Here is a 24,919-nt window from a genome sequence, read left to right as displayed (position 1 = left end):
TAAAAGCAGTTGATGCCGCTTCAGAGGAATTGTGCTAAGGAGCAGAGTGAAACGGACCGTTAGCTCTAAAGCTTCTAAGTACCTTCAACTGTTTTTTTATGTTTGTCAACAATTGTCGATAAGTTGTGTTTGTCGAATCGCCTTTAATCGCTACAATAAAGCATGTAGAGGAAAGGAGGCGAAAAAATGAGTTACTATGAAAGCGAAATATTAAATGATTTAGAAATTGGAGAAATTTATACATCTAGAGACATAGCAAGTATTGTTTATTACAAACGAAATTCCATCATCTTATGTGAAGATACATCTAATTTTCGTTCTGAAGATACAGAAACTAAATTTAAAGTGATTGATAGAATGGAAACTTTCATTCATAAAAATGAACGCAGTAGCTACGTTATGAACAACACAAAACAACTTATTTATGTAGTTAAAAAAATTTAACCAATTTGCGGTGGCGGAATAGGTAGACGCTTAGGCATAAGGCAGATACGACTCGGTGAGCCCCGGGGAAAACCATAGGGCAGGAAGACACAGGGCTTCTCTTATTGGTGAGTAGAATCGGAATAAGGCCGTGGGAAACTTAAGTGGGGAAGTCAGGTAAGCTGCTACCCGTTGTGGGGAAATGCTGTTATGTAAGGTGCAAATCCTTACCCGCAATTAACACGAAAACTTGTTCGTCCCACAATTGTAGGACGATGTTTATCGTACCACACCTGTAGGACGTTATCGTACCACACCTGTAGGACGTTATCGTACCACACCTGTAGGACGATAAAAATTTTTCCTTCATTAGAGCGAAAACTCTAAAGAAAATATTAAAGAAAATATTAAAGAAATATACTTGCAACATCATTTGCAAGGAAGGATTGTCTTTTAAAACATCTGTAATAACAGGTGTTTTTTATTTTGTATAAGAAGGTGAGGCTATGAGAATTGGTGATCGTTTATCCAAAGAACAAAAGCAGCAGTTAAATAAAATGGTGTCTAATCCAAAGCCAAGGAAAGCTGAGGTTCGAAATAAACCTAAGCCAAAGAAACAGGAGAAAGTGGATTGGGCAGATATTATGGGGACTAAGAATAGAGGTCTAAGGCGTAAAAAAGGTGGAGCTTGGAGCAATTAAGGGAGGTAATTTGATTGGTTGTAACAATTAATAAAATAATTCCTGTTCGTGATCCTGTTTATTCAGATGATGGAAGATGGTCTAACAACATTAATTGTCTTGATGTGGAATACACGGTTGAACATAATAATTTATCAATAAACGGAATCATGAAGCTAACTGGAGATGTCGAGTATTCACGATTTACTATCGCTGAACTAAAAGAAAAAGTGATTCAACAAATAAGAGATATATAGGTTTAAATAGACCACACAAATAGGAGGTAGGTGCTGAATGTGAATTGGGATATTATCCGCAAAGAATATGAATCAACTGACATTACATTAAAGGCACTTGCCGAAAAATACGGAATCAAATTAGGGACATTAAAGAGCAGGAAAAGCCGAGAAGGATGGTCAAGAGATCCTACTAAAAAGGTTGCAACCTCGAAAAAGAAAAAGGTTGCAGATAAGAAAAAGGATGCATCCATTAAACCGGTGATACTGTCGGAAGAGTTAACTGATAAACAAAAGCTTTTTTGCTTGCATTATATCAAGTATTACAACGCAACCAAGGCTTATCAAAAGGCATATGGTTGTAGTTACGATGCAGCAAGAACAGAAGGCTCTAAACATCTTACAAAACCTAACATAAGAAAAGAAATAGAACGTCTTAAAGCCGAGCAACAGCAAGGACTATTCTTAGATAGTTTGGCTGTGCTCCAGAAATACATTGATATCGCCTTTGCTGATATTACCGATTTCGTTACCTTCTATCGCCGAGACGTTAAGACAGAACAGATGGAAGTGTTATTAAATCCAGATGGTACCGTGAAGGAGATTGTACCTAAGCTCGAAACTACTAATGAAATGTTTTTTAAAGACATGGAAGAAGTGGACGGAACGATTATCAGCGAAGTAAAGAAGAGTAAAGATGGTATTACCGTGAAGCTGCATGACAAGATGAAAGCTTTAGAGAAGCTGGAGAAATACACTGACCTGTTAAATGATCAGCAAAAGCATCGTTTAGCTGAAGAACAAATGAAGTTAAATCAAATGAAGTACGAGTTAGATAAGAGAGTCCTCGAACTAAGAGAAGAAGAAGCGAAAACAAAAGGTTGGTAGGTTATGGCTAAGTATGCGGTATTAAAATCATTCTATGCCTCAGAGAAATGGATTAACTTTCGCCTTGGATTAATCAATGAGCGAGGTACTAAGTGTTCTAGGTGTGGTGAAAGGATTGCTAAATCCAGAGACCTCATTGGTCATCATAAGATAGAGCTGACTCCTGAGAATGTCCATGACTACACTATCAGTTTAAATCCCGACCAAGTGGATCTAGTCTGTTTCGATTGCCATAACAAAGATCATAATCGTTTTGGGTATAAAGCAACTAAGCAAGTCTATCTGGTGTATGGACCACCGATGTCCGGAAAGATAAGTTATGTCCGAGATAACATAAGTCGTGGGGACATTGTCGTGGATATGGACAGACTCTATGAAGCTATTACCATGCTACCAAGCTACGACAAGCCAGACCAGTTGTTTAGTAATGTCATAGGAATCCACAATCAATTGATTGATAACATTAAGACCAGATATGGTAAGTGGACTAATGCCTGGGTAATTGGTGGCTATGCGGATAAGTATAAGCGCGAGAAGTTGGCCAATGACTTAGGAGCTGAGATCATCTTCTGTGATGTAAGCAAAGAGGAATGTCTAAGGCGATTGAACATGGACCAGGACAGGATCTATAGGCAGGATGAATGGGAAGGTTATATCAATAAATGGTTTGAACAATATACAGTATAGGAGTGTTTAATATGTCAAAGAAAACAATAGCAGATGAACCAATCAATACTACAGAACAAGTAACTGAAGAGCAGACAGTAGTTGTATCACCAATCATAACAAAAGAAAATGTAAAAGATAGACTGGAACTCATCCACAAAATAGTTAAGGAAGAGCATCCGGTTATTGCCAGTGTCAAGGCACACATCGAGCAGGACTTATTAGTTAGAGATGTTCTTGAAGGTATTGCTAAGGGTGCTGAGGATCCAGTAGGCTTAGCAGAAGCAGCGTTAGAGGTGTTCAAGAGTGAATTCACAAGGTCGTTTAGTTAAACGCAAAAAATTTAGCCCCCCCATCTTAAAAAGGTTACAAATTTATCAGGGACCGAGGAGGGGACTCATTTTCTGCATAAACCGAAAAATTTGAAAATCGCTGGAGGTTTTTTGAACTGTGTCAAAAAGCGAAGTTTATCGACAAGAACTGGCGAAATTGACCGAAATATTCGCGGATGTTGATGTTTCAAAGCGAAAGCTGGTTGAAGGGCTTATCGAAGATGCTGCCTTTTTAAAAGCTGAAAATGACGTTTTAAAACAGGTTATTTCAAAAACAGGGATGGTCAAGGTACATCCAGAGCATCCCGAGCTACAGAAACCTACCGAAGCAGGAAAGCAGTATCTTAAGAATATTAATAGCTATTCCGTTGTCATTAAGACGCTGAATGGGGTATTAAGTAAAAACATGATTGAAGAAGAAGACGATCTGAGTGATTTTGAATGACGCAAAATGTTTTACCGCATTCTTACCTGCTGCAGTACATCAATAAGTGCAAGTCAGGTGAAATAATTATCGGCCAGGAACTCATGCAGATGCTGGATGTTTTGCTCACGCATTTCGATAATCCTGAAATCAAAGTAGACTTTGAGTTTGCAAATAAAAGAATTAACTTTATTGAGACCAAATGCAAACACTTTGAAGCGCCTTTTGCTGGCAAGCCATTTCTTTTAGAGCTATTCCAGAAGGCATTCATCGAAGCAACTTACATTTTCAAGATTTATGATGACGAAATTGGGCGCTGGGTAAGGTTATACCAGGACGTCCTTTTTTTAGTTGCCAGAAAAAACGGAAAAACTCCACTTATCTCAGCAGAATGTCTAGCTGAGTTTTTTTGTGGGGAGATGGGCACTCGGATTTTATGTGCCAGCAATGATTATGAGCAAGCTGACCTGATGTTTCAGGCCATTAACTCCATGCGCGAGGAAAGTAAATCCCTCGTAAATGTAACAAGAAGCAATATCAAAGGGATTTTCTTTGGTAACCCCAAAAAACCAAAACACACAGGTAAGTTTAGCTATAAAAATAAAGGACAAATCAAAAAAATCTCAGCGAAAACGGGCGCCAAAGAAGGAAAAAACATTAAGGTCGGCGCTGTAGATGAAGTACACGAGTTGAAAGATAACACATCTGTTATGCCGATTCGCCAGGCAGTGTCTACACAAGATGAACCACTATATATTGAGTTGACCACTGAGGGCGTAGTCAATGACGGGTATTTGGACGGCCGATTAAAAGAGGCACGACAAGTTTTGAGTGGTGAATTAGAAAGACCGCGTTGGCTGATATGGATGTACACGCAGGATAGTGAACAAGAAGTTTGGCAGGATGAAAACTCCTGGGCAAAATCTAATCCGGGTCTCGGTGTGATAAAAAAACGGAGCTTCCTTCGTAAAATGATTGACGAAGCAAAAACAAGTAAGGCTATGCGTGTCTTTGTTTTGTCAAAGGATTTTAATATTAAGCAAAATAACGCTACGGCCTGGTTGACGCCTGAAGACATCAAAAATGAAGAGACTCTAACCATCGATGAATTTCGAAATTCCTTTGCAATCGGTGCTGTGGATTTATCTAAATCAGGAGACTTGGCAAGCGCAAGAGTCATTATGATGAAACCAGGTAGTCAAAAAAAATACATGCTCCAGAAATACTTTATCCCAGAGTCAAAGTTGGACGACTTAAACAAAGAGGATAAGGCCATGTTTTTGGATTGGATTCGACAGGATCTCATTACTGTTTCACCTGGAAATGAAAACGATTTTTGTCTCGTAACAGCATGGTTCATTAAGCTGTTTAAGGAATATGGCATCCGGGTTTATAAAGTTGGCTACGATAAGTGGTCTGCAACCTATTGGGCCAAAGAAATGGAGAGTTACGGATTCGATTGCCAGAGGGTATCTCAGGAATGGGGCAGCATGTCGGAACCGATGAAGTTGGTTGAGGCTGATTTGAAAAGTAACCTCGTCAACTATGGCAATAACCCAATCGATAAATGGTGCTTGGAGAATACGGCGCTAAACTTGAATTCGAAGCAGGAGATTATGCCGGTTAAAGTCCAGGGCAAGGAAGATAAAAAAATAGATGGTGCGGTTACGATGATCATCGGATATAAGATTTATATTGATAATCGAACTGAGTTTCTTTCGCTGGTAGGGAGGTGATCACTTGGCATTAATGGACGGATTAAAGAATTTCTTTTCAAGCAAGAACAATAAAAGCATGCAATACGCAAAAATGCTAAACGGCTACGCTCCCGTTTTTAGCCAGTTTGGTAACGATGTTTACGCATCCGATGTTGTTCAGACCTGCATAGATATTATTGCGACAGAATGCAGTAAACTCATGCCTAAACATATTCGGACGGATATCAACGATATGCAAACAAACGTAAAGAGCAACATCAACCGGCTTTTTAAGTTTTCCCCGAATGAGTTGATGACAACAAAGGATTTTATTGAAAAAATAATTTGGCTCCTTTACATGAATTACAATTCTTTTATCTATCCGACTTATGACGTCATCATTGGGGCGGATGGGAAGACGCGAAAAGAGTACACTGGATTTTACCCGGTTAATCCGACTCAAGTTACATTTTTACAAGATGAGACAGGATCTCTTTTTGTGAAGCTTCAATTTTCTAGCGGATATGATTATACGCTTGCATACTCAGATATCATTCACTTGCGTAAAAAGTTTTCCGTAAGTGAAATCATGGGCGGTGGATTAAGCGGTCAACCAGACAACTCAGCTATCCTAAAAGTATTGGGTATCAATGATACCGTTTTACAAGGATTGGAAAAGGGGATAAAAACAAGCTTCTCAATTCGCGGAATTATAAAGATCAATACCATGCTTGATGATGCGAAACAGCAAGAGGAACGTAAACGTTTTGAAACATCTATGAGGAACAGTGAATCCGGAATACTGCCAATGGATTTGAAAAACGAATATCAAGATATCAAAGTGGACCCGAAAATAATCGACAAGGACACCTTGCAATTTTTGCAGGACAAAATATTAAACTATTACGGTGTTTCTGTCCCGATTCTAAGCGGCGATTTTAACGATGAACAGTATCAAGCGTTTTATGAAAAAACATTAGAGCCGATCATAATCAGTTTAGGGCAGGCATTTAGTAAAACTTTATTTTCTAATAGGGAACTAGATGTAGGTAATGAGATTGTCTTTTATCAAAAGGACATGATGTACCTAAGTACAAACGCTAAATTAAATTTACTTAAAACCGCTGGTGAGCAAGGGTTATTAACTGATAATCAAAAACTAGCAATCCTCGGGTATCCGCCGATTGAGGGCGGGGACAAAAGAACCATATCACTCAATTATATCGACGTGAACCTTGCTGCTAACTATCAATTGAAGCAGGCGGGGGCAACGGGAACGGGGGGAAAAGGGAATGGCGAAAAATAAATTATTACCACTAAAGGCTGAACCGGTCGTTCGCAGTTTTGGCATTCAAGATTTGAGAGCAATCGGGGATGAAAATGTTAATTCGATTGAAGGACATCCTGCTGTCTATGACCAGAAAACCGACATAGGCGGATGGTTTTATGAAATTATCGAACGAGGGGCTTTCGATTCTACCAACTTTGATGATGTTCTTTTTTGTGTCAATCACGACTTGAGAAAATTGCCACTGGCCAGAAGCCGAAGAAACAACGGCAATTCTACAATGCAGCTGAAAGTGGATGACAAGGGCTTGTCTATTAAAGCGACGCTAGACACTGAAAATAATTCAGAGGCAAAAAGCCTTTATAGTGCAGTAAGCAGAGGAGACATCGATGGGATGTCTTTTATGTTTTACGTAGAAGAAGAAAGATGGACTAATTTAGATACAGATATGCCAACCAGGTATATATCAAAGATTAAAACAGTAAGAGAAGTTTCCGCGGTCAATTTCCCTGCCTATGCTGGGACTGACATAAATGCACGTGATCAAGCCGTATTGGATAATGCGGCAAAGGCATTGGAAAATGCCCGATCGGAGTTGGATAACTCTAAAAGCGAGCTAGAAGTTTTGAAATTAAAAAACAAAAATAAAGAAAAAGGACTGATATAAACATGAACAAGAAAAAATTATTAGAACTACTCGGTAAGAAAGAAGCAAGAAAAGCAGAACTAGTAAAAAAATCTGACGCTTCAGAAGATGTTGGTGAATTACGCTCAATCGGTGCAGAGTTGGACACTCTAAATACTGAAATTGCTGACCTTCGTTCGATTACAGATTCATTACCTGATGATGCTCCTCCAGCTAATCCAGTTCCAGCACCAGGTGAGCAAAGAATGACTCCACAAGGTCAAATGAATCCGTTGGCTTCATATGGTGTAGGTGGAGGAACTCCGCAGCAACAACAACGTGCTGAAGAACCAGAAGACCGCTATGCTACACTAGAATACCGTAAAGCTTTTATGGAGTATTGCCGGACAGGTAATATCACTCCAGAGCTTCGTGCTAATGCTATGACAGGAACAGGCGATATCTCAGCGATTATCCCATCCACAATCCTCAACGAGGTTATCAAAAAGGTAACATCTTACGGACAGATTTTTAATCGCGTAAGAAAGCTAAACGTAAAGGGTGGTTTAACCATCCCTATCTTGTCACTTAAACCTGCAGCGACGTGGATTGGAGAAGCAGCATCATCGGACAAGCAGAAAGTCCAAGCAAACACTAATATTACGTTTAGTTATTACGGTTTGGAATGCAAAATCTCCACTTCTTTATTAGCCGATACAGTTTCTCTAGCTGGATTTGAAAACACGGTAACCGACCTTATCACAGAGGCAATGGTAAAAGCGTTAGACCAAGCTGTCCTCAATGGAACCGGCACAGGCAGACCACTTGGTATTACAAAGGATACTCGGGTACCTGCTGCACAAATCATTACACTAACTGCAGCTGATTTTGTAAAATGGGACGCTTGGAAGAAAAAAGTATTCGCTAAAATGCCACTTAGCTACAAAGCTGGAGCGGCATTTTTTATGGCATCAGGTACGTTTGAAGGTTACATCGATGGTATGGTAGATACAACAGGGCAACCAGTTGGACGTATAAACTACGGTATTGCAGATGGAGCCCAAGAACGATTTGGTGGCAAGGAAGTAGTTCTAGTTGAGGATGATATCATCGCACCATACGACGATGCTGTTGTCGGTGATGTTGTTGCAGTTTATGTTGACCTAAAGAACTATGGTTTCAACAGCAATATGCAAATGACGATGTACCGTTACTTTGATCATGATACAAACGAATGGGTCGACAAAGCTATCCTTATTGCCGATGGTAAAGTCATTGATCCAAACGGTGTTGTTATCGTAAAGAAAGGCGCATAGTTAAAAATTTAGAGGTGACTGGGTATTCCCACCACCTCTTTTTTGGGGTGATATGGTGAACACTATAGATTTATTAGATGAGTGCAAAATAGGATTAGGAATTTCTCTTAATAGCTCCGCGTTCGATGGATTGTTAAATCAGAAAATAAAAGCGGTGCAATCGTTCATGAAAAACGCAGGTGTATCTGATGCAAAAATGAATGACGACCTTGCTGTTGGTGTCATCGTTATGGGCGTAGCTGATTTATGGCAGACGAGTCCAGGTGAAGTTAGATTTTCCCCGGCCTTAAATACACTTATTAACCAACTCACCTACGATGGTGAGGTGACGTAATGAGACTAGACATCGTAATCGACTTGTTGGAATTAGAAGAATCGACCAACGATAATGGTTTTCCTCAACTCTCAATAAAAAGCAGGAAAACGGTCTTTGCTAAAAAAGGAAGTATTAGAAGCAGTGAATTTTATTTAGCCTCTCAAAGTGGATTTTCACTTGAGCTTATGTTTGAGGTTTTAACGCTTGAATATGAATCTCAAAAATATATTGAATATAAATCGAAAATGTATAAGGTTATCAGAACCTATGAAAAAGACAAAACGTATAAAGTCACCCGAACGTACGAAAAAGACAAAATGACTGAGCTGGTGTGCCAGGCCTATGACGAAATGCCATTAGGGACGTGATCCAATGAATGAAGTAACGTTTACCGGAATGGACGAGCTGCTACGACGCTTGGAACAGTTAGGCGAACAGGCAGAATCAGTAAAGAAAAAAGCGCTTGAAGAAGGCGCTGAAGTTATTCGGGCTGAGATTGAAAGCAGTACCAAACGTAGTAACATTAACCATGACCATATGGCGGATGGGATCATTACTAACTTAAAAGATGATGTAATTGTTATCGGCCCTGGTGTTGAATATTATTATGCGCACTTCTTGGAATTCGGGACATCAAAAATGGCAGCTCAGCCGTTCATGGGACCATCCTTTGAGCGTAAAAAAGAAGCGGCAAAGGAAAAGATGGCAGAAGTGATTAGGCGGGAGTTGGGCTTATGAGTTTAAATAGTTTAATCATTACCGAATTAAAACCATTAGCCCCAACTTTCTACTTAACCTATTCAGGGTCTATATTTCCTCACATAACGTTTTTTGAATTCAATCAGCAATCAGCACTAAACGCAGACGATTCCGAAGAGATGACTTCATACTCTATTCAAGTTGATATTTGGTCATTAAATGACTATACAAGTCTTGTAGATCAAGTTAAAACTAGCTTGCAAGCTATAGGCTTTCGACGTACAAATGAAACGGAATTTTACGAGAATGATACAAAGATATATCACAAGGTTTTACGATTTAATTTTGTTCGATAGGGAGGCTTTATTATGCCGGTAATTGTTGGCTTAAAAGATTTATACTATGCAATTCAAACAAAAGATGATAGCACGGGGGTAGCGTATAGTGCACCGATTAAAATCGCGGGTCTTATCAACGCAAAAATTACTCCTTCTAGCGAATCGCTTACGGTTTATGCAGATGACGGTCCGAGTGAACAAATCAATCAACTTGGGACGATCGGTTTGGAACTGGAAACAAAGGATTTACCTCTAGATGTTCAAGCTGCCCTACTCGGGCATTCAATAGTTGGCGGGGTTCTTATTAAAAAGGATACAGATATTCCTCCTTATGTAGCGATCGGATATCGGTCTTCTAAGAGTAATGGGAAGTACCGTTATATGTGGCTACTAAAAGGTAAATTTGATTTGCCAGGACAAGAAGATAAAACGAAGGAGGATAAGCCCTCTGTTCAAACGCCTAAAATCGCTGGTACTTTTATGAAAAGGGATTATGACGGGCAATGGCAACGCGTCACAGACGAAGATCTTTCAAGTTATGTTCCAGCTACTGGGGCAAATTGGTTTACGTCCGTTGAACAAATTCTTGATACCACTCCGCCAACAGTAACAATTGTTCCTGCTAATAATGCTACAGCGGTTGCAGTAGGATCTAGCGTTGTTTGGACATTCAACGAACCAATCTTAGCAAGCACTGTAAACAAAGGAAATTTCTTGGTCCAAAAAGCGGACGGCTCAGCTCAAGTAGCAGGAACACTCGTATTAGATGCTACTCTAATGATCGTCACCTTTACACCAAGCACCAACTTGACAGCCGCTACTCAATACATGGCGATTGCTACTCAAGGGGTTCAAGATGTATCGGGTAATGCATTGGCATCACCTAGTGTAACTAAATTTACAACAGCTTAGATTTTTTCGGAGTAGCGGGAATTACTATTCCTCTACTCCTTTTTTATTTATTTAGGAGGGAAAAGATATGCAGTTTAAATTGTTTATGGAAGATAAAGAAAAAACCTTTTCAGTACCTTTTGTGAAGGGACGTCTTTTCAGAAAAGCCTTAAAAATGAACAAAGTGTTTAACGAAGGTGGAGAGATAACCGAAGAGGTAACAGATCAATTAGTCGATTTTGTTTGCGAAGTTTTTAATAGTCAATTTACTCCTGACGATGTGTGGGATGGGATGCCGTTAGACGGGATATTACCGGCTTTGCAGGGTGTATTTTTTGAGGTTATTGACCGTGGCACAAAAAGTATTCAAGACGGGGCAGACACATCAAAAAACGGATAACAGATCCTTATGAAGCGATAAAAGAAATGTATAAGGATCTTATGAAAATTGGATATAAACTTCATGAAATAGATGAGATGGACATTGAATTTTATTTTGAGTTAATGGCAAGCGTAGCGGAAGACAAAGTAGGATTTATTGACGACGTGTTTTAGGTGGTGAGATTTATATGGCCGAAGAAATTGGATCCTTGCATATTGATATGAGTTTGACCAACGCCGAATTTAAAAGTGGTATGAGGGACGTAAGTAACCGATTAAAAATTGCTCAATCGGAGTTTAAATTAGCGGGGGCGGGCTTAAAAGATTTTGGTAAAAGCATGGATGGCCTTAAGGCTAAATCAAAGTATTTAGAAGATACATTAAAAGCACAGCAAGAAAAAGTTGATTTTCTCAGGCGTCGATATGAGCAGTTAAGAACTACCCAGGGTGAAAATGCCGCGGCTACCCAACGAATGCTGGCTGCTTATAATAACGCTCAAGCGGGCATGCGAACAACAGAATCCAGATTAAGAGATGTGAATGAGCAAATCACTTTGCAGTCGAGTAGATGGCATCAATTAGGTGAGCAATTAAACGCCGCGGGAGACAGGTTTAAAGCGGTTGGCGGTAAGATGCAAGACATTGGAAAGAATTTATCCGCCTCTGTCACTTTGCCAATTGTAGGAATTGGAGCAGCATCCGTTAAAACAGCGATGGAATTTGAAGCCCAAATGGACAGAGTAGGAGCAATTGCAGGTGCTACATCGGAAGATATGGATAGTCTCTCTAAAACTGCTCTTGATTTAGGTGCGAACACGTCAAAATCAGCATCAGAAGTAGCTTTAGGTATGGAAAATATGGCTGCTATGGGCTTTACAGCGAATGAAGTCATTGGGGCAATGCCTGGTGTCATTGCTGCTGCCGAAGCATCCGGGTCAGATATGGCTCAAACTGCAGATGTAATGGCGTCCTCGCTCAATATCTTTAGTTTAAAAGCAACTGACGCCACTAAGGTAGCCGACATTTTAGCGAAAACAGCTAACATATCAGCTGCGAGTTTAACAGATATGCAGTACGCATTAAAGTATGCGGGTCCACCAGCTGCAGCTCTAGGTATGTCATTAGAAGAAACGTCAGCAGCCATTGGTATTATGACCAATGCCGGGATGGATGGTTCTTCAGCTGGCACGACCTTGAGAGGCGCACTTTTAGGACTCTTAGATCCATCTGAAGAAAACTCTAAGCGAATGGAAAAAATGGGAGTTGCAATAACTGATTCTAAAGGAAATTTCGTTGGACTTTCTAAGTTAATTCAGAATTTAACAGAATCAATGGACGGCCAAACTGAAACGCAAAAGGCGGCAACTATATCGGCTCTGGTCGGAAAAGAAGCAGTATCAGGGATGCTGTCACTCATGAAAGCTGGGCCCTCAACAATCGACAAAATGACCAAATCATTAGAGGATAGCGGAGGGGCATCTAAAGAAGCGGCGGCTAAAATGAAAGACAATTTAAAAGGTGCCATAGATGAATTAGGCGGAACGATTGAAACAGCGGCAATAACTATTGGTACTACACTTAAACCGGCTGTATTAAAAATGTCCTCCACTATTCAGGGTTTAGTTGACAAGTTCCAGAAACTAACGCCTGAAGGTCAGAAAACAATACTTACTATCGCGGGGATTGCGGCGGCGGTTGGTCCTGTATTAGTCATAACTGGCACTCTCGTTAGTTCAGTAGGAACAATTGTAACAGCTTTTGGGGCGGCATCTACAGCCATTGCGGGCGCAGGAGGGTTAGTTGGAGCACTTACAGCACTTGCTGGACCTGTTGGTCTAACCATTGCTGGTGTAGGTCTTGTTACAGGAGCAGTGTTAGCTTTTAAAAATGGTGCCAAGGAATCTACCAATGTAAATCTTGATCATACAAAATCACTCATCGATCAGCAACAATCTCTTGAAACATTAACCGGAAAATACCAGGAATTACGCGATAAAAACAACCTCTCAAACTATGAATTATTACGGTTTCGGGACATTCAAAGCGAATTAAAAACAGCGAAATCCGCAGAAGAAATAGGGAAATTAAAAGATGAAGCGGAACATCTAAGAGAAAAATCAGGATTGTCGAATGCGCAGTTATCTGAAATGCTTAATCTTAATGATAAATTGATAGAAAAAGCTCCAACGGTAGGGCAAGCTTTTTCCGATCAAGGGAATAAAATCCTCACGAATGCGGACGATCTCCACCAGGCAAATAATAAATTAAGAGAAAATATTCAGTTAGAATTAGAACTGCAAAAAACAAAAGCGGAAGCGAAATTAGATCAAAATATTCGCAATCAATCAAACGATATTGAAGAGCTGAATAAAAAGGTTATTGAATTAAATAACGCAAAAATAGAAGCAGCGGCTAAAGAATACCAACTAGAAGCATTGAAAAAACAACAACAGAATGCCTATGCGGCAGGTCAAAAAGAAATTGCAGACGGAATGAATTTTCAAATACAAAATCTCCAACAAGAAGTAAATATTCAAAATGGCAACGTGGATGCGGTAGCTTCGGAAGTACAAGAAAAACAAAAAGCGGTTGAAAAAACAACCGAACAAATTACCAAAACTCAAGCCCTTTTTGATGAAATGATTAATCTTCAGTTAGCACAAGCAGGAATTAACACAAAAGGTCAAGAAGGCATTAGCCAATTAGACCAGGCGATTAAGAAAACAGTGGACCGTAAAGCTGAGTTACTAAGAATCCAAAGTAAATATGGCGATTTGGATGGAGCACAAAAGAAAGAATTACAAAACCTTGACGGATCTCTTGATAAATACCGAACTGCTAAAAAGTCAATCCAAGAAATACAAAGTGAACAGAAAACAGTTAATAAAAAAATCGATGATGGAACGATTAAGGCTGGCGAAATGTCTGAGGTTCTTTCTGCGTCAGAAGTGAAAAATATTAAATTTACTGGCGACGGATATAGTGAAGCGAAAATTATCAGTAACGAAGCAAATGCAAATGCAAAAAAAGAAATAAATGCCACTGATTATGGAAAAACGCATGCTATCCACCAGGAGGCGGGTAAAGGTGCCAGCAAGACTATCAGTATTGGCGCATCCATTTCCAATTCTTTTAAAAGTGCAGTTAAAGCATTTGAAAAAATGTCAGGGATTAATATTCCGGGCTTTGCAAGGGGCACAAGAAACGCACCGGGAGGGCTTGCTTGGGTTGGGGAAAATGGTCCTGAATTAACGTACCTCCCAAGGGGCGCAAAGGTTATTCCTAATCGGCAATCGGAGCAACTATTACGAAGTTGGAACATTCCAATGCTGGCAAATGGTGGCGAGGCTCTTGCTTCAGGCATCGCTCTAGTTGGCGAACGGGGAAGAGAGCTTGTGGATATGCGCGGGGCAAGAACAACTTCATTACCTAAAACTGTTCAGGACAATAACGGTTTACAGCCATTAGTCAATGCGATTGAAAAATTAGCGAGCCGGGACGTTAGCGTGATAATAAATGGTCGAGAGTTTGTAAGAGCAACCATTGACGATATTAGTAACGCACTTGATATATTGAGAGTAAGGGAAAATCGAATGGGGGGAGTAACGTGAGAACAGCATCATTAGGTGGTTTTCAAATTAGTGATTATTTTCGCATTCAAAAAGTTCACCGAAGCATTCTCCCTCCCCGCGAAATATCTTTGCTTTCCATTCCTGCTCGGCACGGAGCGTATTTTACAGGCGCAAGATACGGATTTAGGCAAATAAGTATAGATCTCACTGTCATCGCGAAAACAGCAACGGAGTACATGGATACAATAAGATTTTTAGCATATTGCCTAGATATCGAAAAACCTACGGAACTAATTATTTCTGATGAACCTAACAAACTGAATTATGCTATCTTGTCCGGGAACACCGATATGATAAATAATCTTATGAGAGTCGGTACTGGCACTCTTAATTTTCTTTGCCCTGACCCGTTTGCCTATAGCACTGAAGTAAAAACAATTGAACCAAGTGCAAATATGTTTCTATTTCATAATAAAGGTACGACCAAGACGTTTCCTAAATTCAACGTTAATTTTCAAAACGATGCGACTTTTGTTTCGTTCACAAGTCCTGACGGAATTATCCTCATTGGAAATCCGAACGACCCAGACCAAATCGTGCTGCCAAAAACGCAATACATCTTAAACGATATGATGACGAGTACTAGTGGATGGGCAAATGCCGGTGCGGTGCTCGATAGCGGAAGATTAAATTCAGGATCGGTTATCTCCGTAAATGATGGCATACAAGCATCGAGTTACGGCACAGGTACAGCGGGAGCGAAGACGTGGCATGGTCCAGCGGTTCGAAAGGATTTATCCCAATTAGTCCAGGACTTTGAAGTAAAAGCCCGAATTGATTTTACATCCGAAGATGGGACATCGAAACTAGACGGTGACAGGACGGGACGACTCGAAATTTATCTCTTTAACCAGTCGGGCGGTAAAATTGGGAAAATGGTTATGCGTGATTCATATACCCAATACGAATTTAACATTCCTGAAATCTTCATTGGTAATACAACGTTTCTGGAGAGTGAACCGAAAGCCCCAGCGGGCAAAAAGGTCACGCAAAGAAAATATACCACGCATACGGTGAAAAAAGGTGAAACCTGGGCAAGTATCGCTAAACAGCATGATATGAGTCCGGAAATATTGGCGGCAAATAATCGAATGCGGATCACCGACTCATTAAAAGTGGGTAAAAAGTTAACCGTGTATGATGGCACAAAATCAAAAATGGTCTACCCTACGCACGTCGGCACTTATAACGATTTTTACGGCGAGTTTGTCCTTTCACGCATTGGTGATAAATGGTATGCAGAAGTTTCCCGTGTGGTTAATAATAAGAAAAAAAATAAGATTAAAAAGACGTTTTATGATAAAGACGGAACCTTTACTACGTCGGCTCTTTCGTATGTCGTTATTCATTACGCACAATACGACACAACTCCCGTTGTTCAAAGGATGAGGGTGACAGACTTAAAAGTTCTAAAGCATAATACAGACACTGTGATCGATGTCCCTTCCATTTTTCAATCTGGGGATGAGTTGGAAGTGGATTTAACAGATAGCAGCGTATGGCTAAATGGAGAATCTTTATTACAAGAAGTGGACGTTGCCAGTACCTTTTTCCCTATTTCTGAAGGTATCACGCAAGTGAAGGTTAATACTGATGATCCTGCTGCCACCTTTACAGCTGAATTTACGGAAAGGTATTTGTAGGAGGTGCGGACGTGATTTTTTACATGGATAGGCATGAGCGAGTACAAGCGATATTCACAAACAATGGAAGCCCTGACTCTTGTCCTTATTACGATGACCTTTTAAAAGAAGACTTGGATACCGGAACATCTTCGTATGAGTTTCGTATACCATCCAACCACCCTAACGCTAATGAAGTAGTAGAGGGTGGTTTTATTGTGCGCAAAAATTTAGACGATGCGCTCGTCATGTTTACGGTAATGCGAATCGAGGATGCGCACTCGTTTACGAGTGATAAATATATTTACGCTGAAAACGCGGGTCTCGAATTACTTAATGATATTTTTCGACCTGCTACACATATGTCCAAGAATGTGAATCAAATACTGGATATCGTGCTTGCAGATACGAGATGGGTACGCGGAGACACGGAATATTTCGGGGTAGATAATTTTTATTTCGAAGACTATCAAACCGTTTTATCCGCCTTGCAGTACGTATCCGATAGATTTAACGGTGAGTTAAGTTTTCGTGTAAAAATGCAAAACAGCGAAATTGTTGGACGATATGTCGACCTTGTGCCGAAAAGAGGAACGGATACTAAAAAGCGGTTTACTTATAACAAGGATATCAGCTCTATCCGTCGAAAAGTCGATATGTCTAATTTAGTTACAGCTCTGATCGGAGTGGGTAAGGCAGACGCAAAAGGTCTTATCACCACATTTAAGAGTATATCGAAGAGTACGCCTTATAAACCGTTGAACCAAGATTGGGTTGGAGATCCCATCGCACAGCAAAGATATGGTATCAAAGGGAAACATCTTTTTGGAGTGTTTCAATATGATACGACAGATCCTAATACACTCCTAGATAAAACGTGGTCCGCATTGCAACAACGGAAGACACCTAAGATTTCGTATGAACTCGATGTGGCTTTGTTAGAAAGGTTAACGGGTGCGGAACATGAAAAAACGCGACTCGGAGATACTTTGTATGCGATAGACGAGACATTTTCCCCTGCTCTGTATTTAGATGCTCGTGTAAGATATTTGGAAACAAGCTTTAGCGACCCGTCCCGTGACAAATGTACGCTTGGTAACTTTAAGATAGCGAAGAGCAACATTACGAAAGATATGAGAGCCTTGCAGTCGAAATTACTATATAAAGAAGCACAATGGGACGATGTGTACGAACAAATATTCAAAGGTCCTCAACCGCCAGAACTTGTTAACTCTACATGGGCGGATGAAGATTTAAACCAAACTTGGGAAAGTGAGGTGTAAGAATGGGAACACCAACACCTAATTTACTTTTAAAGCAATGGCAAGCAACCGACACGAAGTTGCAAACATGGACAGATTACAATGAAACTCTAAATATACTAGACACCGAGATTACTACGATAAAAGCATATGAACAAAACGTGTTGTGGACAGGTGCGAGCTACCCGTCGGGGGCCCCAGCAGCTCCGGTCGTACCTACAAAGAAACTTTCTGAGTGCCGGAATGGGTGGATTATTTGTTGGTCTGATTATAATCCCGGTGAAGGAAGTAATGATTATGATTTTGTTACTAATGTTATTCCGAAATGGTACGGGGCGGCCATGAACGGGAAATCACACCTATTTACGATTCCAATCGGCCTTTCGTCCACCGAATACACGATAACGAACAAACGATTATATATTTATGATGATAAAATAGTGGGCCATGACGATAACTCAGCAGCGACTATCATCGCAAATGATGCCGTAATCCGTGCAATCCTAGAATGGTAATGGCGGTGATGGAATGAGTACCTGGGAAGATGATTTATATACGAATGTCTTGTGGTTAGATATCTCCGATCCTGCCGGCAGTGTATTGAAAAAGTTTAACGCAACCTTAAACGAATGGGTCCCGACAAGTGGAGCGTATTCGATAGCTGTAACAGATGAAAAGCTCGCTGCTTTAGAAGCACGAATTGAGGCTTTAGAATCTCCGTAAAGAACCGCTCATTGAGAAGGTTCTTTTTTTATTTTTAGGAAAGACAGGTGGTAAAATTGGCAAAAGAAAAAATATATAATGTCTTGCTAGATACGATGGCTTCTGTCCAAAATCCATCTTTTTCGATTAATACGAATGATTTAAAAACCGTTAAACTCAGTATCTTAATTAATCAAGACGGTGATCCGCTCGACCTGACAGATGCTACGGTGAGATTAGCGGTCAAAAAGCCGGACAGAAAAACAGTGCTGCAGGATGTAACCATTGTGGATCCTGTCGCTGGTAGTTGTGAGATCGTATTAGATACTCAGGCTTATGTCGTGGACGGGAGTTATACTGCTGAGGTGATGGTTTACTATACTACAGACACGGTATCTGTGACCAGCGGCTTTACCTACACAGCTAAAAAAGGAATATTAAGCGATGACACGATTGAAAGCACAAACGAGTGGCAATCCATTACCCAGGCGATTGCAGACAATGAGGCAATCTTAGAGGATTTGCGAACAAACGGTACTGGAGTAGACGCCCAAGCTAGGGCAGACATTGCAACTCATACGACGCAGTTGGCCGAAATTCCGAACCAAGCATATATAACTGATAAAGCAACAAAGACCGAATTAAATGCAGTAGCAAGTGGTTCTCCTAAAGGTGTCTATACAACTGTTACGGATTTACAAAATGCCTTCCCTACTGGTAACACGAATATTTATCTTGTTTTGGGGAATGTGAAAGAAGTTGATACATTAAGCGTCACTGCTTCTCCCACATCGGCAGGTAATGTAACTGTGACGTTAAATGGGGTTGCTGCGAATGTCGCTGTAACTTCAGGTGTTGCAGAAGTATCGAGTTTAACCGTGTCAGCAGTACCAACTACAACAGGAAACGTAACAGTTACATTGAATGGTGTGGCTACAACCATTTCACTTGATCCTGCTACAGATACAACAACAGATGCTGTTGCAACAAAGATTCGTAATACTGCATTTACTGGATGGACTACTGGTGGAACAGGTTCGACTGTTACTTTCACTGCAACAAGTGTTGGAATAAAAACGGATGCGACCTATAGCGCAGGAACTACTGGTGCTACTGGCACAATGTCTACTACTACCCAAGGGGTGGATGCTGATTCTACTACATCTATTGCAACAAAAATCAGAGGCACTTCATTTAGCGGATGGACAACTGGTGGTACAGGAACAACGGTAACATTTACTGCTACATCTGCAGGCGTTAAAACTACTCCATCATATTCTGCTGGCTCAACAGGGGTAACAGGAACAATGTCTGTAACTACAGCAGGAGTTAATGCAGATGGTCAATGGTATTATTGGAACGGTTCAGCATGGACAGCTGGTGGGGTTTACCAAAGTACGGTATTAGCCGATGGTAGCGTAACTTTGGATAAAACTAATTTTGCTCCAACCGATTCACAAAACACTTTTAACCCGTATACAGTAACAAATGGATATAGGTTAGACGTCAATGGAAACCCGTATGCAGACGCTGCGTACAGCTTATCAGATTTTATCCCAATCGTTAACGGTAAAACTTATGTAGTACAAACTAAAGGAAATCTATTGAGTAGAATCTGCGGTTATAACTCCTCTAAGGGATTTTTAAAGGTCGTAGTTACACCGTCTACACTTTATTTGGAATTTACAGCGGATTTCGATGGATTCATTCGTGTTCCTTGTAGCACTACAGATATATTACTTGTGCAAGTAGTCGACAAATCAATTTACAATGGTTTTGTTCCATATCAGCGATTAATTCCCGATTATGTTAAGTCGATTCCAAAAGACAATAGTGTAACACTTACTAAAATACCTAATTCAACAATCACTGCTGAAAAAACAACTTTTTTCGTTAAGGGTAAGAACCTTTTTAATCCAGCGACAAGAAAATTAGGAGTATTCGTTCAAGAGGCGAATGGTTCAGAAGCAGCATCATCTCTTTATGATACTTCAGATTATATTCCTGTAAGTGCTGGTGTCGCATACTCGTCCACAAAATGTAGAAAATTAGTTTTATATAATTCGAACAAAACTTTTGTATCTGGGTATGATGTGTCAAGTACTACAAAAACGGTAACCCCTACTGTAGATGGATATATGAGAGTTTCATTCCCGGTTGGGGACGTTCCAACATCACAAGTGGAAGTGGGATCAACAAATACCGCTTATGAACAATTTGGACATACAAGTGATCCGTTAAAGGGTCTTAGTTTAGTTGATAATTCAACCCCAGGGTCTAAACTAAAAGATAATGATGTTGATGGAACTAAAATTAAGGATTCTGCAATTTCAACTTCAAAAGTTAATTTCTTAATCCCAGGTAAAAATCTTTTCAATAAAGACATCCGAACAGTTGGAAACTATGTATCAGAGGTTACTGGGACTCTTGTGGTAAGTGCGAATTATGACACATCGGATTATATTCCTGTCACAGCTGGAACAACATATGCGTTTACTGCTGTGCGTAAAATTGTTTTCTATGATGCAAATAGAGTCTTTGTTCAAGGGATTGACGTAAGTAATAACTCGCCTCAAACAGCGACTCCAGCCCAAAACGGCTATATGCGTGTATCATTCAGTGGGGTTAACGTTCCTACATCACAAGCTGAAGTAGGGACCACACAAACGTCTTACGAACCATTTGGATTAAAGCCGAATTATAACCTTTTACTAAATGATAAAATCATATTTAAAAGATATCTAGAACAATCCGTTCAAGATTCTTTGAACAATGCAGATGCTTTAGCCGCTAGTGGCGGTTTTCAAATTATAAATATGGCTAATGTCGATAGAATTGGTTTTATCGGGGATAGTTATACTGAAAGCATTTATTCTGTCAAAGGTAAATCGTACATTAATAAATTGAGCCTGTTCTCAGACTATAACTTTGAAAACTTCGCTCAAAGTGGCGACACATACAGGGGTAATTTAGACAGAATCCGAAAGAAATCACCAATATATCATACGACCCTTAGTTGGCAGGATTTTAAACCAAAGTACGCGTTTTTAACAAGTTATACCAATGATTTAAAGTATATGGATAATGCACAATACGCTAATGATTTAAGAGCGATTGTTGAAACTGTGAAATCACTTGGGGCATTACCAATTATTGCTACTGAATATCACAGTACCTTTGGTGGTGGCATTCAAACATTGATGAGACAAATAGCAAGGGAGTATGATGCAGAATTTGTCGATATTATTCCGAAGGTTACACAATTAAGAGGTACTGATTACACAGACTTTTGGGGTGGCAGTCATCCTGGTACACGAAGTAATTCATTAGAAAGTGATAACCATGAAAAATATCTTCGCCAGCTACCGAGACCGAGACAAAGTTTGAAAGTATTTAGATTAAGAACGGGTCAAACTGTTTCAACCCTTGACGATTTGGTTTTCTTTACAAACACCGAAAGAGCAAAGAAATTCAAGGAAGTCGCAGTAGGTCATAATGCGTTAACTGATCCAAAATATGTTGATAAGGTTAATTCAGGTGCTTACTCAAGGGTAACTAGTGAATATTTAATGCTTCAAAATGGTGAAAATGTATCGTTCACCGATTATGTGTTAATTTCTGCTGTATTGCCTTCTACTGGATTAAAACTAAAAACATTACGGCTTTTATTAAACGATACTACCGTAAACGTTTATGTTAAAAACATTCTAGCTAGCCCGTATCCTAGTCCAACTTATTACCAACGATTTGATTTCACGGGTACACCGACAATAAATGTAGGAGACACTTATACTTCAAGTGATCCAGCATTTAGCGGAACAACATTTACGGTTTCACAAGTAAACGGAAATTCTATTCTAATGAGTCCGTACAAGGGTGGTACGAGTCAAGCTGGTACTTTAACAAAAGTAAGCGGTTCGGGTTCTGCTTCCATTTCTTATGGTTATACGGCTCCTGGATTCGATTCAAACTATCCTGTTGGAAAACAAAATGTAGGCCATTGGCAGCAAGTTTCATTGAGTAATGGAAAGTTTGATGTTCCAGCAAGTTTAATAGCTGATTGTGTGGATTATGATAAGGTTCACTTCTTAATTCAAAAGGCTGGTGCTTTCAATTTAAATAACATCAGTGTTGAATGGTCAGGAAAAGAAGATAAAGTATATAAGGTGAAAGATTTGAAACTAGAAGAACCTACAGGGGCAGAAAAATTAACGCAACCATTCACCGGGAATAGCTCCCAGCTTAGTTCCTGGACTGTTGACGGAACAGTTACACCTTATGTTCCTGCTGACAATAACTTACCGAGTGGTGCGGTAGGGTGTGTCGATATTACAACCTCAAATAAAGTAAAACAGGCGTTTACTTATTCTAATTCAGTTGACGATGTGGAGTGTGAAATCAAGGTATGGGCGAGATATTTCCCTGCGGTATCAGATCCAGCCGGAAGTACTTTTACCATTACGGAAGACAGTTACGATTATGCAGAATTGGCGGTAGATTTAATTCAAGGGACACAAGTGTTTACCATGAAAGACAGAGTAAATCTTCATTGGAAAGAAGTAACGTTTAGAGCATATTTACCTGCTGGAACAACTACTCAAACTATTAGAGTTTACTCCAACGATAATACAATACAACTTACTAAAGTATCTGTTAAACAGGTTTAGGTAATACACATTCGGAGAAAAGTGCGTCTTAACTGAGGCTGGTTAAAGCTAGTCTTTTTTTGTTTGCAAAAAAGATGTAAAATTGAGGAAAAGAAAAAGAACCTACATAAGGGCTGCTACCCTGTAGGTTCTTGATATAATAGGTGATTTGCTTATCCCTATTATATCAAATTTTAATTTAATATAGTAGGAGGATATTATGTCAATTGAAGTTAGTTATGTAGTTTTTTCCTTAGATGCGTATAACAAGGTGGGCATTGATTCATTGTTAGGTTATGTTATAGAATCTCCTCAGCCGAACATAGCACCAGTCAATGTGCCAGGACCTTTCACTTTTATAGTCAACATTATGTTGATTGGCTTAGAGGAAAATGAAGGATGTAGTTTAAGATTTATCATTGGTAAAGAAAATGAATTAGTAATTGATACAGGTGAAATGGTAATTCCAGCGGGTCAAAATATAGAAGATAATCATATCCCAAAAGAGTTAAAACCTCGTTTTATTAACTTTAAATTATATGATGTTCCTTTTCAATCAGAGGGGGAACACACATATAATGTAATAATTAACGGAGATGTAAAAAAGATAGGTAAATTTGGCGTATTCCAGATACCAAGAGGTGATATAAATGGTCAATAGAGAAAATGTAGTATTATTGTCCAATTTAACTGGTTCTGGATCTGCTAATAGACCTACTCCGAGCACAAATAGAAATGTTGAAACAAATACTGACGAAAGGGTGTCAAGAATGAATGAGAATGAACAAGTCACCCAAAGGGATCTTAACCATTTAGAAGAAAAAACAAATTTGAAATTAGAAAACCTTAAAACCGAAATAAAGGGCGAGATTACTAATTTAAATACAAGCATTGATGGAAAGTTTAACACTCTCGAACAGAAAATGGAAAGAATGTTTCTTCAGCAAAAAATAGATATTTCTACTGAAAGAAAAGAAAATATTAAGTGGATAGTTGGAACTGGTTTAGCCATTGTAGGTACAATAGCTGCTATTTTGGCTTTGTTTCCAAGTTTCAGATGATGGACACGATTTCTTAGTAAGACCATCTAGAGGAGATCCGGAAGAAGCGCTCATGATTATGAGCGCTTTTGTCGTATTAAATTGAAAACTATACCCTACTATCGGAATAGAGACGCTCCAATTATAATAATAGCTATTATGAAAAACACAACGTTAGTAATTGAATTAGGATCTTTTTGTCGGTTTTTCATGGTTTTCACCTCCAATCTATTTGAACTAGTAATATTATATTAGGGAAATGTTAATTTGAATGGGACAAGAGTCGTGCCAATTGTGAAAAGTCTCAGTATTACAGTGAAAATTGTTCAATTACCCTCTCTTTAAATAAAAAAGAAAAAGCGTCTAAATGACGCTTTAAGAAAGTGCTTGTGTAAATGAATAATATAATTTATTGAGGTACTGTATATTATGAAGGGTTGTCTTAGATAGCTATGGACAAACATGGAGTTATAGAAAAATATTTATGTCGTCTTTTTATCTACTCTTCTCTAAAAGTGGTTAGAAATGCTGATTTATCAACACTTTTGGATATATTGAACATGAGGAGAAAAAGACGCCGTAAATGAGAAATAAAAAAGGAGAGGGATATTTCATCCATCTCCTTACCTAATATGGAGGAAATTCTTAGGTGTATTTATAGTATGTGAAGTTATTGTAAATTTATGTAAATGATGAATAAAAATTAAAAAAGAGATTCCAGATTATTCTGAAGGCTCTTTTTTATATTCAATAATCTGATGGGACAAAGCAATCCATCAACAACTTTAGTTTATTCAAGCGTATCGGAATAACGA

26 protein-coding genes and 1 pseudogene are annotated in these 24,919 nt (G+C 39.3%); all 27 read left to right on the top strand.

The window, feature by feature from the left end; genetic code table 11:
* Positions 1 to 186 precede the first annotated feature (186 nt).
* The 27 genes and pseudogenes from J7E66_RS10425 (at position 187) to J7E66_RS10305 (ending at position 24,125) form a co-directional block, all read left to right on the top strand.
* Positions 187 to 444, top strand: a complete 258-nt coding sequence (locus J7E66_RS10425) for a hypothetical protein (RefSeq protein ID WP_214999799.1) — start codon at positions 187 to 189, stop codon at positions 442 to 444.
* Between the two features lie 485 nt (positions 445 to 929).
* Positions 930 to 1,124 (top strand): hypothetical protein, encoded by a 195-nt coding sequence (locus J7E66_RS10420; RefSeq protein WP_214999797.1) that lies wholly within the window; start codon positions 930 to 932, stop codon positions 1,122 to 1,124.
* Between the two features lie 14 nt (positions 1,125 to 1,138).
* The gene (locus J7E66_RS10415) at positions 1,139 to 1,360 is read left to right on the top strand and encodes a hypothetical protein (RefSeq protein ID WP_214999795.1); all 222 of its coding nucleotides are present in this window, start codon (positions 1,139 to 1,141) and stop codon (positions 1,358 to 1,360) included.
* Positions 1,361 to 1,399: 39 nt separating this feature from the next.
* Positions 1,400 to 2,227 (top strand): terminase small subunit, encoded by an 828-nt coding sequence (locus J7E66_RS10410; protein ID WP_214999793.1) that lies wholly within the window; start codon positions 1,400 to 1,402, stop codon positions 2,225 to 2,227.
* A 3-nt stretch (positions 2,228 to 2,230) separates the two neighbouring features.
* Positions 2,231 to 2,467 (top strand): annotated as a pseudogene (locus J7E66_RS32835) (HNH endonuclease); the annotation flags it as partial.
* Between the two features lie 114 nt (positions 2,468 to 2,581).
* Positions 2,582 to 2,914, top strand: coding sequence for a hypothetical protein (locus J7E66_RS31730; RefSeq protein ID WP_251032862.1), 333 nt, complete (start codon positions 2,582 to 2,584; stop codon positions 2,912 to 2,914).
* An 11-nt stretch (positions 2,915 to 2,925) separates the two neighbouring features.
* Positions 2,926 to 3,225, top strand: coding sequence for a hypothetical protein (locus J7E66_RS10400; protein WP_251032861.1), 300 nt, complete (start codon positions 2,926 to 2,928; stop codon positions 3,223 to 3,225).
* A 118-nt stretch (positions 3,226 to 3,343) separates the two neighbouring features.
* On the top strand, positions 3,344 to 3,670 hold the full coding sequence (locus J7E66_RS10395; RefSeq protein WP_214999789.1) for a hypothetical protein: 327 nt from the start codon (positions 3,344 to 3,346) through the stop codon (positions 3,668 to 3,670).
* Positions 3,667 to 5,385, top strand: coding sequence for a terminase large subunit (locus J7E66_RS10390; RefSeq protein WP_214999787.1), 1,719 nt, complete (start codon positions 3,667 to 3,669; stop codon positions 5,383 to 5,385). Before J7E66_RS10395 ends, J7E66_RS10390 begins: the two co-directional genes overlap by 4 nt.
* Before the next feature lie 13 nt (positions 5,386 to 5,398).
* Positions 5,399 to 6,652 carry a phage portal protein gene (locus J7E66_RS10385; protein WP_251032874.1) on the top strand — a complete coding sequence of 418 codons (1,254 nt, stop codon included), beginning with the start codon at positions 5,399 to 5,401 and terminating at the stop codon, positions 6,650 to 6,652.
* Positions 6,639 to 7,301, top strand: a complete 663-nt coding sequence (locus J7E66_RS10380) for an HK97 family phage prohead protease (protein ID WP_214999783.1) — start codon at positions 6,639 to 6,641, stop codon at positions 7,299 to 7,301. Before J7E66_RS10385 ends, J7E66_RS10380 begins: the two co-directional genes overlap by 14 nt.
* Positions 7,302 to 7,303: 2 nt before the next feature.
* A complete protein-coding gene (locus tag J7E66_RS10375; protein WP_214999782.1) occupies positions 7,304 to 8,575 on the top strand; it encodes a phage major capsid protein in 1,272 nt (423 codons plus the stop codon).
* A 55-nt stretch (positions 8,576 to 8,630) separates the two neighbouring features.
* A complete protein-coding gene (locus J7E66_RS10370) occupies positions 8,631 to 8,909 on the top strand; it encodes a hypothetical protein (protein WP_214999779.1) in 279 nt (92 codons plus the stop codon).
* Positions 8,909 to 9,259: a hypothetical protein gene (locus J7E66_RS10365; protein ID WP_214999778.1), complete on the top strand. Its 351-nt coding sequence runs from the start codon at positions 8,909 to 8,911 to the stop codon at positions 9,257 to 9,259. Before J7E66_RS10370 ends, J7E66_RS10365 begins: the two co-directional genes overlap by 1 nt.
* 4 nt (positions 9,260 to 9,263) lie before the next feature.
* Positions 9,264 to 9,629 (top strand): HK97-gp10 family putative phage morphogenesis protein, encoded by a 366-nt coding sequence (locus tag J7E66_RS10360; protein ID WP_214999776.1) that lies wholly within the window; start codon positions 9,264 to 9,266, stop codon positions 9,627 to 9,629.
* A complete protein-coding gene (gp17, locus tag J7E66_RS10355) occupies positions 9,626 to 9,946 on the top strand; it encodes a tail completion protein gp17 (protein WP_214999774.1) in 321 nt (106 codons plus the stop codon). Before J7E66_RS10360 ends, gp17 begins: the two co-directional genes overlap by 4 nt.
* Positions 9,947 to 9,958: 12 nt before the next feature.
* Positions 9,959 to 10,840 carry a major tail protein gene (locus J7E66_RS31725; protein WP_251032860.1) on the top strand — a complete coding sequence of 294 codons (882 nt, stop codon included), beginning with the start codon at positions 9,959 to 9,961 and terminating at the stop codon, positions 10,838 to 10,840.
* 67 nt (positions 10,841 to 10,907) lie between these two features.
* On the top strand, positions 10,908 to 11,219 hold the full coding sequence (gpG, locus tag J7E66_RS10345; protein WP_214999772.1) for a phage tail assembly chaperone G: 312 nt from the start codon (positions 10,908 to 10,910) through the stop codon (positions 11,217 to 11,219).
* A gap of 26 nt (positions 11,220 to 11,245) precedes the next feature.
* Positions 11,246 to 11,374 (top strand): hypothetical protein, encoded by a 129-nt coding sequence (locus J7E66_RS32280; RefSeq protein WP_256942329.1) that lies wholly within the window; start codon positions 11,246 to 11,248, stop codon positions 11,372 to 11,374.
* Between the two features lie 14 nt (positions 11,375 to 11,388).
* Positions 11,389 to 14,811, top strand: a complete 3,423-nt coding sequence (locus J7E66_RS10340; protein ID WP_214999770.1) for a phage tail tape measure protein — start codon at positions 11,389 to 11,391, stop codon at positions 14,809 to 14,811.
* Positions 14,808 to 16,475 (top strand): distal tail protein Dit, encoded by a 1,668-nt coding sequence (locus tag J7E66_RS10335; protein WP_214999768.1) that lies wholly within the window; start codon positions 14,808 to 14,810, stop codon positions 16,473 to 16,475. The genes J7E66_RS10340 and J7E66_RS10335 overlap by 4 nt, the downstream gene beginning before the upstream one ends.
* Positions 16,476 to 16,486: 11 nt before the next feature.
* Positions 16,487 to 17,737: a phage tail spike protein gene (locus tag J7E66_RS10330; RefSeq protein ID WP_214999767.1), complete on the top strand. Its 1,251-nt coding sequence runs from the start codon at positions 16,487 to 16,489 to the stop codon at positions 17,735 to 17,737.
* Between the two features lie 2 nt (positions 17,738 to 17,739).
* A complete protein-coding gene (locus tag J7E66_RS10325; protein WP_214999765.1) occupies positions 17,740 to 18,231 on the top strand; it encodes a hypothetical protein in 492 nt (163 codons plus the stop codon).
* Positions 18,232 to 18,244: 13 nt separating this feature from the next.
* The gene (locus J7E66_RS10320; RefSeq protein WP_214999762.1) at positions 18,245 to 18,439 is read left to right on the top strand and encodes an accessory factor UbiK family protein; all 195 of its coding nucleotides are present in this window, start codon (positions 18,245 to 18,247) and stop codon (positions 18,437 to 18,439) included.
* Positions 18,440 to 18,495: 56 nt separating this feature from the next.
* A complete protein-coding gene (locus J7E66_RS10315) occupies positions 18,496 to 23,085 on the top strand; it encodes an SGNH/GDSL hydrolase family protein (RefSeq protein ID WP_214999760.1) in 4,590 nt (1,529 codons plus the stop codon).
* Between the two features lie 199 nt (positions 23,086 to 23,284).
* Complete coding sequence (locus J7E66_RS10310) at positions 23,285 to 23,725, top strand: hypothetical protein (protein WP_214999758.1); 441 nt, start codon at positions 23,285 to 23,287, stop codon at positions 23,723 to 23,725.
* Positions 23,715 to 24,125, top strand: coding sequence for a hypothetical protein (locus J7E66_RS10305; protein ID WP_214999756.1), 411 nt, complete (start codon positions 23,715 to 23,717; stop codon positions 24,123 to 24,125). The genes J7E66_RS10310 and J7E66_RS10305 overlap by 11 nt, the downstream gene beginning before the upstream one ends.
* Positions 24,126 to 24,919 lie beyond the last annotated feature (794 nt).

The organism is Bacillus sp. ISL-7 (assembly GCF_018613065.1).
This window is presented reverse-complemented; position numbering and strand designations above follow the sequence as displayed.

What these genes read in the sequence shown, in the direction of transcription:
- gpG (WP_214999772.1), top strand. Translation starts at nt 10,908, where the DNA reads ATGCAGTTTAAATTGTTTATGGAAGATAAAGAAAAAACCTTTTCAGTA.
- J7E66_RS10400 (WP_251032861.1), top strand. Translation starts at nt 2,926, where the DNA reads ATGTCAAAGAAAACAATAGCAGATGAACCAATCAATACTACAGAACAA.
- J7E66_RS10420 (WP_214999797.1), top strand. Translation starts at nt 930, where the DNA reads ATGAGAATTGGTGATCGTTTATCCAAAGAACAAAAGCAGCAGTTAAAT.
- J7E66_RS10325 (WP_214999765.1), top strand. Translation starts at nt 17,740, where the DNA reads ATGGGAACACCAACACCTAATTTACTTTTAAAGCAATGGCAAGCAACC.
- gp17 (WP_214999774.1), top strand. Translation starts at nt 9,626, where the DNA reads ATGAGTTTAAATAGTTTAATCATTACCGAATTAAAACCATTAGCCCCA.
- J7E66_RS10340 (WP_214999770.1), top strand. Translation starts at nt 11,389, where the DNA reads ATGGCCGAAGAAATTGGATCCTTGCATATTGATATGAGTTTGACCAAC.
- J7E66_RS31725 (WP_251032860.1), top strand. Translation starts at nt 9,959, where the DNA reads ATGCCGGTAATTGTTGGCTTAAAAGATTTATACTATGCAATTCAAACA.
- J7E66_RS10305 (WP_214999756.1), top strand. Translation starts at nt 23,715, where the DNA reads ATGGTCAATAGAGAAAATGTAGTATTATTGTCCAATTTAACTGGTTCT.
- J7E66_RS10365 (WP_214999778.1), top strand. Translation starts at nt 8,909, where the DNA reads ATGAGACTAGACATCGTAATCGACTTGTTGGAATTAGAAGAATCGACC.
- J7E66_RS10310 (WP_214999758.1), top strand. Translation starts at nt 23,285, where the DNA reads ATGTCAATTGAAGTTAGTTATGTAGTTTTTTCCTTAGATGCGTATAAC.
- J7E66_RS10425 (WP_214999799.1), top strand. Translation starts at nt 187, where the DNA reads ATGAGTTACTATGAAAGCGAAATATTAAATGATTTAGAAATTGGAGAA.
- J7E66_RS10375 (WP_214999782.1), top strand. Translation starts at nt 7,304, where the DNA reads ATGAACAAGAAAAAATTATTAGAACTACTCGGTAAGAAAGAAGCAAGA.
- J7E66_RS10360 (WP_214999776.1), top strand. Translation starts at nt 9,264, where the DNA reads ATGAATGAAGTAACGTTTACCGGAATGGACGAGCTGCTACGACGCTTG.
- J7E66_RS10380 (WP_214999783.1), top strand. Translation starts at nt 6,639, where the DNA reads ATGGCGAAAAATAAATTATTACCACTAAAGGCTGAACCGGTCGTTCGC.
- J7E66_RS10385 (WP_251032874.1), top strand. Translation starts at nt 5,399, where the DNA reads ATGGACGGATTAAAGAATTTCTTTTCAAGCAAGAACAATAAAAGCATG.
- J7E66_RS10390 (WP_214999787.1), top strand. Translation starts at nt 3,667, where the DNA reads ATGACGCAAAATGTTTTACCGCATTCTTACCTGCTGCAGTACATCAAT.
- J7E66_RS10320 (WP_214999762.1), top strand. Translation starts at nt 18,245, where the DNA reads ATGAGTACCTGGGAAGATGATTTATATACGAATGTCTTGTGGTTAGAT.
- J7E66_RS32280 (WP_256942329.1), top strand. Translation starts at nt 11,246, where the DNA reads ATGTATAAGGATCTTATGAAAATTGGATATAAACTTCATGAAATAGAT.